Source organism: Roseburia sp. AF25-13LB (genome assembly GCF_003478915.1).
Classification (GTDB): Bacteria; Bacillota; Clostridia; order Lachnospirales; family Lachnospiraceae; genus Roseburia_C; species Roseburia_C amylophila.
Genome location: NZ_QUFO01000006.1, coordinates 164,421 through 176,229, shown reverse-complemented (window position 1 = coordinate 176,229; position 11,809 = coordinate 164,421). Strand labels below are relative to the sequence as shown.

Sequence of the window (11,809 nt, the reverse complement as noted above, 5' to 3'; positions counted from 1 at the left end):
GGGCTTGACCAAAGCAACTCGGAAACAATCTGTATGAAGTTTTGAAGGTATGTACCTTTAACGATGGCGTTACCTGATTTCAGGCGAACGTCATTCTTTAACTTAATAATCCTCGATAGCTCAGTTGGTAGAGCACGCGGCTGTTAACCGCGCTGTCGTAGGTTCGAGTCCTACTCGGGGAGCTAATTGCTCGATAGCAGATGTTGCTGTCGGGCTTTTTGTTTGAAATGAAATATTCTGAAAATGATATTATATATATTGCACAAATTTATAAAAAGATATTGGTAAAAAATATCAATTGACAACAAAACAGAAATCAAATATAATTTAATTAAATTAAGAGAGACTTTGGAAATGTCACTGGTAAAGCAGGCTAAACCAAAATCAGTAGTGTACTGATTTTGGTTTTTTTATTTTCATAGGAAATATCGTTATGAAAATTCTCTTATAGGGAGAAATTTATATGCTTAACTATCTCTCAGAGTTTATGTAGCTTGTAGAACAAGGAGGATAACATGCAATTATTTAAAAAACATATAGAAAATATGATAAAAGAAAAACAAAAAGGTATTGATATTTATATGGTGGAGAAAGACAAAATATATGCACCGGTCAGTGGAAAAATAATTCCGTTAGAAGAAGTTGAAGATGCGGTATTTTCCCAGAAAATTATGGGAGATGGAGTTGGTATTGAACCAGTAGAAGGTTATCTGTATGCACCAGTTGATGGAAAAATATCTGTGGTATTTCCTACCGGACATGTAATCGGAATAGAATCAGAAGATGGAGCTGGAATTATCATGCATGTGGGAATTGATACGGTAGAATTAAAAGGAAATGGATTTGAGGTATTTGTTGAGCAGGGCAGAAAGGTCAAAGCAGGAGAGCTGCTGATGAAATTTGATTTGTCACTGATTCGTGAGAAATATAAAGCAACGGTAATGGTTGTAGTGGAAAATTCAGATACTTTTACATGTCAGACTACAAAATCAGAAAATGTTAAGGCGGGAGAGGAGTTACTAAAACTGGAGAGGGTGTAAGGATATGTTAAAAATAGAACAACCTTTTAACAATAATGTTGTAATGGGATGGGATAGAAAACACGGTGAAGTTGTAATTGTTGGAAAAGGAATTGGATTCCATGCCAAAAAGGGAGATATCATAGACGAAAGTAAAATCCAGAAAATATTTGTTGCAAATGAAAATGAAAAACTGGTAGATTTGATCCGCCAGATTTCGCCAGAATATCTTGAACTGGTAGAAGATATATTTTATAAGGCGAGAACGGAATATAATTTTTCACCGGAAGAACAGAACACGCTGGCACTTATGGATCATATACAATTTGCGGTAAAAAGGCTTAAAGAAGGGATACAACTGGATAATCCATTTACGACAGAGGTAAGGCAGTTTTATCAGAATGAATGGAAATTAGGTCTGTATGCAAGGGAACGCATAAAGGAATTGTTCCATGTAGTAATTCCGGATGAAGAGGTTGGTTATATTGCCATGCATCTTATTGCATCAGAATTTCAACAGGATCGCCGCATGGTAAATAAGGTTTTTCAGGTAATTGATATAGCATTGGATTATATAAAAAAGGAATATTTAACAGACGTAGATGAAAATTCCTTATCTTATACAAGACTTGTTACACATGTGAAATATTTTGCACAACGTTATGTAGAAGATAAAGAAAGTACAAAAGAAGATGAATTAATGAAAAAGACAGTTCGTGAAGTATTTCACGAAGAAGTTGATTGTATTGAGAGACTATCGGATCTTCTTTATGATAAATTTGGAAGACATATTACCAATTCCGAAGGAAATTATCTGGTATTGCATTTAAGAAATTGCAAGGAATAGCGGAAAGGGTGGTCACTATTAAATTAGGCCAGACCTGAAAACGGGATAACATTTACTGTTTATAGGTAAAGGAATCCTGTTTGAGGGTCTGCTTTTTTTACGGAAAATCCGAAAGAGAATATCCTGTAGATTATGCAGGTAAGAAGAACTTTCATACCTGTATGACAAAATAAATGCATATTTATCCTGTAAGAAAGGAGGGATGTAACAGGATAAATGTAAAATTGAAGATAATGATGTAAAACAAAAAGGAGGAAATTATTATGGATTACAAGAAAGCAGCATTAGAAGTTCTGCAGAATGTAGGGGGAGAAGAAAATGTAATAAGCATCATGAGCTGTTTTACGCGTGTTCGTGTAGAAGTAAAGGATAAGGATAAAGTAAATGATGCACAGATTAAGAAAATTGAAGGCTGCCAGGGATTGAACTGGGCATCCAATACAATTCAGATTATCTTTGGTGGAAAATGTAATGATGTATATGATGAACTGGAAAAAATTGTACATATCAGTGATAGCGGAGAGGAAGAAGCGACAGCAGTCGTAAAAAAGAAGAAATCCGTAGGTGCAGTAATCATTGATTACATCGCAAACTCTATTCAGCCAATTGTACCTATTCTGATTGCATCCGGATTTATCCAGAGTTTACTGGCAATGTTAAATTATATTAACATAGATACAACTACTTATACCTATCAGGTATTATATGCCATTGGACAGGCAGGATATTATTTCCTTCCAATTTTCTTAGGATTTGCAGCAGCAAAAAAACTCTGCGTAAATCCGTATATTGGAGCATTGGTAGGAGCAGTTTTGGTTTATCCAACACTGATTGAGCTTGGAAGTGCAGGCGGAACAGCAAGTTTTATTGGAATTCCGGTGACACTGGTTTCTTATGCTTCTTCCATTACACCAATTCTTCTTTCTATGCCTGTTGTAATGCTGATTAACAAACTTGCAAAGAAGATAAGTCCAAAGGTATTGTCAAGCTTATTAATTCCGATTATTACTATGATAATTTCAATTCCAGTTATTCTGATAGTAACAGGACCGATTGCAACCTGGATTGGAAATGGACTTTGTGGTGGAATTTCATTTATCTTTACAAAGATGTCTGTTGTAGGTGGTATCATTATTGGAGCAATCGCACCATATCTTGTTATGACAGGTGTACATAACGGAATTGCACTTCCAATTACTTTAACAGAGCTTGCAAGTCAAGGATTTTCTTATTTCTTCCCGTTACTTGCATATGGAAATATCGCAATTGGTGGAGCAGCATTAGGAGTATGGTTTAAGACCAAAAACAGCAAGATGAAAACAACATCCATGTCTGCCTCTCTTATGGCAGTTGTAGGAATTACAGAGCCAGCATTGTTTGGTGTATTACTTCCAGCTAAGAAACCTTTAATTTCTCTTGGAATTATGGATGCAATCTGTTCTGCATTTTCACTGGCATTTGGTGTAAAATGTACAGCATTAAGTCTCTGTGGACTTGGCGGACTTCCTGCATTCTTTGGTGATACTTTTGTAATCTGGTGCATTCTTATGACAGTATCCTTTGTGGGAGCATTTTTGATTACAATATTTATGGGATTTAAGGATATTCCGGAAGAACAGGCAGTATAAGTTATAGGAAAGAAGGGAATAGAATGAACTGTAAATATCCAAAATTATTTGAACCTTTAAAAGTAAATAAGGTAGTACTGAAAAATCGTATTATATCAGCACCACTTGGAAGTAATACAGACAAATCTTTAAGTGGTATTGGAATGATTATCCGCGGAACCAGTGGTTCCGTAGATGATTCCAGAATGCGTCTGACGCCAGGACCGTATTGTTTTGCAGACCTTTTTAAAGCAGCAAAAGTCAGGGAAGAAGTATCGATCATCCGTCAAAGAGGCGCAAAAGCAGAATTTGAGTTATGTCATTGTGGACAGTTTGCAATGGTAGAAAAGGGTGATTATGCGATTGGACCAGTATCTTATACAAGAGAAGATGGAACTGAAGTACGGGCAATGGATGAGGCAATGATGGAGGATATTGCAGATAAATTTGCAAAATCAGCCTTAGATGCAAAGGAATATGGTTTTGACAGTGTACTTTTGCATTTTGGTCATGGCTGGCTTCCAGCAGAATTTTTATCGCCATATTTTAATAAAAGAACAGATGAATATGGTGGAAGCTTTGAAAATAGAATTAAGTTTCCTACCATGATTGTAGACAGGGTAAGAAAAGCAGTTGGTCCAGATTATATGCTGGATATGCGTATCAGTGGTGATGAACATATTGAAGGAGGAATGCAGGTAGAGGAAGTTGCAGCATTTATTAAGAGTATAGAAGATAAAATTGATATGGTACATATTTCCTGTGGTGTTGAAGTAAATAATAATACAAAGATTTACATGTCTTCTACCGCTTATGCGCCCCATATGATTAATGTTGATCTTGCACGAAAAGTAAAAGAGCAGGTAAAGATTCCAGTAGCAGTAGTTGGTGGTATTATGACACCGGAAGAAGCGGAGGACATTCTGGAAAAAGGATATGCGGATGCAATTGTTGTAGGAAGGCAATTGATTGCAGATCCATGGTGGGCGCAAAAAGCCTATGAAGGACGCAGTGAAGATATTGTTCCATGCATTCGTTGTATGAATTGCTATAATCCATATCAGTATCGTACAGAGGAAGAAAAACGCAGTCATGTAGGAATGAATTCCGTACCATGTTGTTCTGTTAATCCGCGCTATCTCCATGAAGACAGAGTACCAAATGTGCTTCCAAAGGCAGATAGAAAGAAAAAAGTAGTGGTTGTGGGAGGAGGTCCTGCAGGTATGAAAGCAGCAATCACAGCAGCAGAACGTGGTCATGACGTAAGTCTGTATGAAGGAGAAGCAGCTCTTGGAGGACAGTTAATTTGTGCAGATTATGACAGTACCAAGCAGGATTTAAAAAGACTAAAAGACTACCTAAGCAACAGACTTTATAAATCAGGAGTAAAAGTGTATTTAAATACCAGAATGGATCCACAGAAAATCCGTGAACTTAATGCAGACAGCATAATACTGGCATTAGGAGCATATCCTGTAACATTCCAGATATCCGGAATGGAAAAAAATCAGATTATGACAGCAATTGATGCTTATAAAAACTTAGAGAAGACAGGAGAAAATGTTGTTATTATCGGAGGTGGTTCGATAGGCTGTGAACTTGGTGTTGATCTGGCAAAAATGGGAAGGAAAGTAACAATTCTAGAATTAGGACCAGTCCTGAACCGGACATTGAATGACATCATGAAAGTAGCTTTGAAAACTGAGATGGATAAATGTAAAAATCTGACAGCAATAACTAAGACAAGTTGTAAAGAAATCCGTGAACATTCTGTAATCACGGAAATGGAAGATGGCAGTCAGAAAGAGATTTTAGCTGATACAGTTATATTTGCAGCAGGAATGCGCGCAAGACTGGATGAAGCAAATGAATATTTTGGAATTGTGCAGGATACCAATATAATAGGAGATGCAAATCGTGTAGGTACGGTATGGAGTGCATTAGAAGATGGATATTACATTTCTGCACATTTATAAATTTTAGAAAAATCCCTCATTTTTGAATAGCATGTAGAAAAAGGACACTCACAGGATTTAATTCTGCAAAGAGAGTCCTTTTTCATTTAAGTGGACGAAAGGATAAATCTATAACTGATTACAGAATAGATGACCTGGTGGTAACTTGAAGTTATACTTCGTTACGTTTTCCAACAAATATACTGATAACATAGAATAAAACAGCATAAACCAGGAAGCAGATGAAGCAGCGGATCATCATATCAGATGCCATACTGTCTGCTGCAGTCTGATACATGCAATTATCCAGCCAGTAATCAGCAAAATCAAAAGATTTTTTATGTGTCAGCGTATCTGCCAGTGAAATAATCATGGACAAAACCAGTGGACCGATGATACCAACTGCGATGGAACCGCCTGTTTTCTTAAATAGAACTGTAATCAGGAAGAAAAGGGAGGTATATGCAAAGTTACCAAGAAGCTGTAAAAGCAGGGTGATAACCAGATCTCCTGTGGTACCGGAAAGGCTTCCAACTTTCCAGAATGCAGTGCCGGCAAGGAATCCGGTAACCCAGCAGACAATGGTATAAACCGTTGTGGCAGCTAAGGATACCATGTATTTTACCGCATAAATGCGGGTGCGGCTGTAGCCTCTTGCAATGATATTTTTTAAAGTGCCATTGGTGTAGTCGCTGCATACAAAGAGGGAAAGAAATACAGCCAGTACAATCGTAAAGTTGCTGGAAGATACTGCACCAACCAGCATATATATGCCGGTATAAAGGAATCCATCGTCAGAAGCACTTACGGTTACGCCGCCAGCTTCCATATTTCCCTGTGATAAACTGTAAATCATATTTAATGTTACTGCGGTCAGAAGAATTAATCCGATTAACACACAGCCACAGATGTAAAAGCTCTTCTGACGGAATAATTTTCGAAATTCAAATCTAAATAATTGTTCCATATTAACCACCTATCCGTTTCATAAAGTATTGTTCAAGTCCTTCTGCATGCACCCAGAAACCGTTTACCGCAATGTCCTGTTGAACCAGACGTTTGTTTAATTCAGCGGCTTCCTCAAGATGTGAGGAGAGAATCACCTGATTGCCGGCAATGCGAATCTGTTCTGCCGGAATAGTTTCTGCAAAAATAGCGGCTGTTTTCTGCACATCATCTACTGTAAAAATCAGTTTGTGCTGGCAGCGTTCATTTAATTCTGCAGCAGTAACTTCTTCAATCAGCATACCGTCGTTGATAATTCCATATCTGGTAACGATTTTGGACAGCTCATCTAATAAGTGGCTGGAAATAAGAATCGTGATATTTTTCTCATGATTCAGCTTTAAAATCAAATCACGGACTTCCTTCATTCCGGCAGGGTCAAGACCGTTTACCGGCTCATCTAAGACTAAGAACTCCGGATTGCCGAGAAGTGCAATGGCAATACCAAGACGCTGGCGCATTCCAAGGGAAAATTTGCCGGCTTTTTTATTACCGGTATCAGCAAGCCCAACCAGAGAAAGGATTTCCTTAATCTCTGCATCGGTGCCACCGTAAATTAAGGAAAACTGCTTTAAGTTTTCATAGGCGGTACAGTTTTTATAAAGTCCAGGTGCTTCGATTAAAGAACCGATTTTGCGTCTGGCTTTATCGAAAGGCTCGCCGCCAAATAATTTGATTTCTCCTTTGGTAGGGAAAGCAGTACCTAAGACAAGGCGCATGAAAGTTGTTTTGCCGGCACCGTTTTTTCCAATGAATCCGTAAATATCACCTTTGTGAATGGTCATATTTACATTATTTACAGCCATCTTCTTACCGAATTGCCGGGAAAGATTCGTTGTTTGCAATATTGTTTCCATAAACATATCTCCTTCTTTATTTGTATTACTACAATAATACACTAAGACAGTAATGTCAAGAAGAAAATTTTAAAAGATGGACAGAAGGGGAAAAGAAGTGTACCCTTAAAGAGAATAATTTTGAGACAAAATTTTGAGCAAAATTACTCCAGCAAAATTATGACGAATAATTCGTAAAAAACGCTTTACATCACTACTACTCTATGGTATACTAAAACACGTTCTGACGGTCGTTGGAACGTATCTGGCTCCGTGGTCAAGCGGTTAAGACATCGCCCTTTCACGGCGGTAACACGGGTTCGATTCCCGTCGGAGTCATTACACGAACAGAATATGAGGCATAAAAAATGTGCCACTGCATATACTGGAAGTGTTACAACAGAATATGGCGACATAGCCAAGTGGTAAGGCACGGGTCTGCAACACCCTTATCACCAGTTCGAATCTGGTTGTCGCCTCTTTCAAGAGAATCTTTTATAGATTCTCTTTTTTTTACGCGAGTAGCGAGAAAAATCGCATGCTTGCATGCAGATTTGACGAGCACCGCGATAACTCGAGAAACTCGCAAAGCGTGTTTCTCGTAGTTGGCGAGCACCTTAAGAAACTTCAATACCATGCACCTGCAAAAATTCCTTCGCAATCTTCGAAAGGTGCCGGTCTTTGCTGATAATAAAAGCACTCATAATATAGAGGTTTTCATCGGAAATATATTTGATGCACATATCCTTAATTTCACGCATGTCCTCATTCGTCAGGGAGACTAAGGCTACACTTCCGAAAGATCGTGCCCACTCAATGGCAGTGGTTTTCGGAGAAGTAATCATGGAAACATTTGGCGAAAGAAGATAGTGTCCAAAAGAAGCATAAACAATATCCAGACAGTCAAAAGGAATTGCCAGCGGGTAGTTGGCAAGGTCTGGGACAGAAAGCTTTCCTTTGATTTTAGCCAGGGGATGGTCTTTTGGAAACAGCGCAACAATATCCTCTCTTTCATAGGGATAAAGTGTAAGCGCACCATGTCCGGGTGCGGCAGAGCGAATCAGCCCAATCTCCGTAATTCCATTTAAGACATTCGGAATAACAAATTCGCTTGGAATCTCATAAAAGTCATAATTTACTTTCGGATGCTTTGCGATAAAGGCATCAAAAAATTTGTGCAGAAAATAAGGAGAGTTACCGGCTGGAATTGAAATCTTCAACAGTTCAGAGAAGCCGGCTTTCTGGTTCAGCAATTCATTTCGTAAGCCCTCTTCCATCATGCAAATCTCTTTGGCACGTTTGTAAAAGATTCTTCCTGCATCCGTCAGCTCTAAGGAACGGTTTCCCCGGAGAAGAAGCTTCGCACCATAGGTTTTCTCAATATTTTTTAGCTGGTTACTCAAAGAAGGCTGTGCAATCAGAAGCTTATTGGCAGCTGCTACGATACTGCCGCAATCTACAATGGTTACAAAGTTACGGTAGGAGTCTAATGTCATAATAAAATACCTCTTTTGTTTTGTGGGAATCATTTGAAAATATAATTTATGTGGTTTGTGGAGGGGATTGTAAAAAATATAGGATTTCCAATATAGTTCCGGGTATGCAGGGAAGATTATTTTTGATATGAAATGCCGCAGTTCTAAAGCACATGTTTTTCTTTCTGTTATTAAAACAGTCTTTCCAATGTTTGACATGATAACTGCCCGGTTCGCCGAAGTACGGATGCATTTTAAGGGCTGTTAGGGGCACTTGAAATTTCGTCTGGCATCCGGCAACGCTGGCACAGGGAAGTGCCAGCGAGGCGCATATGAACATGGATGTGAATTTGCGCCGGTTGCCAGGCTTATTCAGTTATAGGTCGAAATTCTTAGTGCCCCTTGCAGACATTATTCAGCATCCGTACTCGGCGGACAGAGCAGTTATCCTCTCAAAGCAATGGAAAGACAGTTTATAATCAAGAAAAACATGTAACTAAGAACTGCAGACATTTCATATCAGATAAAATAATCTTCCTGCATAACCGGCTAATTATATTGAAGTAAATATTTTTACAATTCCCCTCTACACAATATAATAAAAATATTATAGAAACCAAGTAAAAATAGTATTTTTATTATAAAACAATTTCTATTATAATGCAAATGTATGTAAAGCAAAGGTGCAATACGGGGACGTGTTGTACCTTTCGTGTTTTTCATAGTTACAATACATCCGAAGGAGACAGAACATTTCCGGCGGATATATAATGATGGATAAGAGGATATAGATAAAATGGAACATTATGATTTAGAAGTATGTGAACTGAAACGAGAACTGCCTTTTGTGAAACTGCCAGATGGGACAGCGTATGCTAGCTTTGTGGTAATCAGTGATACAGAGCTGATTGAGAAAGCAGGAAAGGAGCTGGCGGCATTTGCCAATGGAGCGGAAATTATCCTGACCATTGAAGCAAAGGGAATTGCTCTGGCGTACGAGATTTCAAAGCAGCTTCATATGAAGGAATTTGTGGTAGTCCGGAAAAGCGTGAAGTCCTATGTGAAATCATTTATCCAGGATGCGGTGCATTCCATTACAACAGAGGGAAATCAGGACATTTTTCTGGATGAAACGGATGCAGAGAAGTTAAAGGGAAAGAAAGTTGCAATTGTGGATGATGTGATTTCAAAAGGAGAATCCCTGGCTGCGGCAGAGCGTCTGGTGCAGAAAGCCGGAGGAGAGGTTTGTAGCAGGCTTGCAATTCTTGCAGAGGGAAAAGCGGCAGAGCGGACAGATATCACATTTTTACAGAAACTACCATTGTTTCAGAAAGGAAAAGAATCCTATGAGCCTGTTGATTAAACATGCAGCAATTGCAGATGTGTTGGAAGATGAGATAAAAACCGGGGATATTTATATCAGAAATGGTCGTTTTGAGAAAATTGCAGAGCATATTGATGCCAGTGAAATAGAAGAAAAGGAGCATCTTACGGTAATCAATGGGGAAGGGCTTACTGCCCTGCCAGGATTAATTGATGCCCATACCCATGTGGAGCTTAGCATGTTAAGCAGTGCATCTTTTGCAGAGGCACTGATACAAAACGGAACCACAGCAGCAGTCTTAGACCCTCATGATGCAGTAAATGTCTTAGGACATAAAGGTGCAAAATATCTGATGGAAGAGATGAAGGAGACAGAGCTTACACCGGTCTGGATGGCATCTCCCTGTGTTCCGTCAGCACCGGGATATGAAGACTGTTATGGACAGGTGATGCTTTCCGATGTCAAAGTGATGGTGGAAGAATATGGCATGTATGGAATTGCAGAAGCCATGGATTATAACCGGGTCATTGCAAAGGAAGCTTCTTTAAAAGAAATCTTAGATTATGGCAAAGAAAAGAAATTAAAAATTGACGGGCATGCACCGGGTGTCATAGGAACGGATCTGGATACCTATATTGCAGCAGGCGTAAGCTCGGATCACGAGAGTGTAACGGTAGAGGAAATGTTAGAAAAATTCCATAAGGGAATGTATGTTATTCTTCGCCGTGGTTCGTTAAAAGAACCTGCAAGTGCAAAAGAATTCATAGATAAAGCCGGAGACAGCGATCACATTTTACTTTCTACTGATGGCTGTATTACAGCGAAAGATATGGCAGAGCATGGACATATGAACTATGCACTGGCGCAGATTGTGGAAGAAGGTGTGGAGCCGCTTCAGGCTATCAAGCTTGCAACGATTTATCCGGCAGCAGCCTATGGCTTAAAGGACAGAGGTGTCATTGCAGAAGGATATCGTGCAGACATGATACTTGTGAAGAATTTAACAGACTTTAAGGTGCAGGATGTTATTGTAAACGGAGAAATTGCAAAGGCTTCTTATCCGCGAATGGATTATCCGAAAGAAGTGATCCATTCCATAAAGCGGGATGATTTAAAAGAAGGAGAACTTACGATTCCATTGCCGGAAGGCTGCATAGATGGCGAAGTAAAAGTCAATATTGTAAAAATCGTGGACGGAACCTTAGAGACAATTCACGAAGAGAGAAAGCTTCCGGTAAAGAACGGTGCACTCATTTTAGAGGATGACTTAATGTATTGTGCAGTAGTAGACCGTTACCGGAAAGATGGTTCCATCGGAATCGGCATCATCAGCCAGGCAGGAGTACTGCAGGGAGCATTTGCCGGTTCGGTAGGACAGGATACCCAGAATCTGATTGCATTTGGAACTTCTCTTTCGGATATGACGCTGGCATTTAATCAGGTGATTGCAAAACAGGGTGGTCTTTCTTATGTAAGGGATGGAGAAGAGAAACAATTTGTGGGACTTCCGGTACTTGGCATATTAAGCCAGAAGCCAATGGAGGCATTTGTAGAGGAAACAGATAGACTTTTAGCTGATTTATGGAAACACGGCTGTATCCTTAAGAATCCAATCCTCACCATGAGTCTTCAGATTTCCCTTGCCGTCATTCCGGAGATGGCAATTACCAACCGGGGATTATTGGATATTATAAATAATCGATTTATTCCAGTCTGTGAACTGGTTTAGATAAAACAAAAG

At 39.1% G+C, this 11,809-nt stretch carries 9 protein-coding genes and 3 tRNA genes; 9 read left to right on the top strand and 3 right to left on the bottom strand.

Features of this window, described 5'->3' with window-relative positions:
- Positions 1-109 precede the first annotated feature (109 nt).
- The 5 genes from DWY37_RS10505 to DWY37_RS10485 all read left to right on the top strand — a co-directional run bounded on the left by DWY37_RS10505 (position 110) and on the right by DWY37_RS10485 (position 5,449).
- A tRNA-Asn gene (locus DWY37_RS10505) sits at positions 110-182 on the top strand.
- 333 nt (positions 183-515) lie between these two features.
- Positions 516-1,040 (top strand): PTS sugar transporter subunit IIA, encoded by a 525-nt coding sequence (locus DWY37_RS10500; RefSeq protein ID WP_242986312.1) that lies wholly within the window; start codon positions 516-518, stop codon positions 1,038-1,040.
- 4 nt (positions 1,041-1,044) lie between these two features.
- Positions 1,045-1,866, top strand: a complete 822-nt coding sequence (locus DWY37_RS10495; RefSeq protein WP_118544501.1) for a PRD domain-containing protein — start codon at positions 1,045-1,047, stop codon at positions 1,864-1,866.
- A 263-nt stretch (positions 1,867-2,129) separates the two neighbouring features.
- On the top strand, positions 2,130-3,494 hold the full coding sequence (locus DWY37_RS10490; RefSeq protein ID WP_117699295.1) for a PTS transporter subunit EIIC: 1,365 nt from the start codon (positions 2,130-2,132) through the stop codon (positions 3,492-3,494).
- Between the two features lie 23 nt (positions 3,495-3,517).
- The gene (locus tag DWY37_RS10485; RefSeq protein ID WP_118542278.1) at positions 3,518-5,449 is read left to right on the top strand and encodes an oxidoreductase; all 1,932 of its coding nucleotides are present in this window, start codon (positions 3,518-3,520) and stop codon (positions 5,447-5,449) included.
- 151 nt (positions 5,450-5,600) lie between these two features.
- On the opposite strand, the gene DWY37_RS10480 is transcribed toward DWY37_RS10485, so the two are convergent.
- On the bottom strand, positions 5,601-6,395 hold the full coding sequence (locus DWY37_RS10480; RefSeq protein WP_117699232.1) for an ABC transporter permease: 795 nt from the start codon (positions 6,393-6,395) through the stop codon (positions 5,601-5,603).
- Between the two features lies 1 nt (position 6,396).
- Positions 6,397-7,290 (bottom strand): ABC transporter ATP-binding protein, encoded by an 894-nt coding sequence (locus DWY37_RS10475; protein ID WP_158552132.1) that lies wholly within the window; start codon positions 7,288-7,290, stop codon positions 6,397-6,399.
- Positions 7,291-7,536: 246 nt separating this feature from the next.
- On the opposite strand from DWY37_RS10475, the gene DWY37_RS10470 reads away from it, so the two are divergent.
- Together DWY37_RS10470 and DWY37_RS10465 are read left to right on the top strand one after the other, a co-directional pair.
- Positions 7,537-7,608: transfer RNA gene (locus DWY37_RS10470), tRNA-Glu, on the top strand.
- Between the two features lie 69 nt (positions 7,609-7,677).
- Positions 7,678-7,748: transfer RNA gene (locus DWY37_RS10465), tRNA-Cys, on the top strand.
- Positions 7,749-7,886: 138 nt separating this feature from the next.
- Here DWY37_RS10465 and DWY37_RS10460 read toward each other — a convergent pair.
- Positions 7,887-8,765, bottom strand: a complete 879-nt coding sequence (locus tag DWY37_RS10460; protein WP_118177301.1) for a LysR family transcriptional regulator — start codon at positions 8,763-8,765, stop codon at positions 7,887-7,889.
- Positions 8,766-9,540: 775 nt separating this feature from the next.
- Here DWY37_RS10460 and DWY37_RS10455 point away from each other — a divergent pair.
- Positions 9,541-10,107: a phosphoribosyltransferase family protein gene (locus DWY37_RS10455; protein ID WP_118177302.1), complete on the top strand. Its 567-nt coding sequence runs from the start codon at positions 9,541-9,543 to the stop codon at positions 10,105-10,107.
- Positions 10,091-11,797, top strand: a complete 1,707-nt coding sequence (locus DWY37_RS10450; protein ID WP_118177303.1) for an adenine deaminase C-terminal domain-containing protein — start codon at positions 10,091-10,093, stop codon at positions 11,795-11,797. The genes DWY37_RS10455 and DWY37_RS10450 overlap by 17 nt, the downstream gene beginning before the upstream one ends.
- The last annotated feature ends 12 nt before the right edge of the window (positions 11,798-11,809 follow it).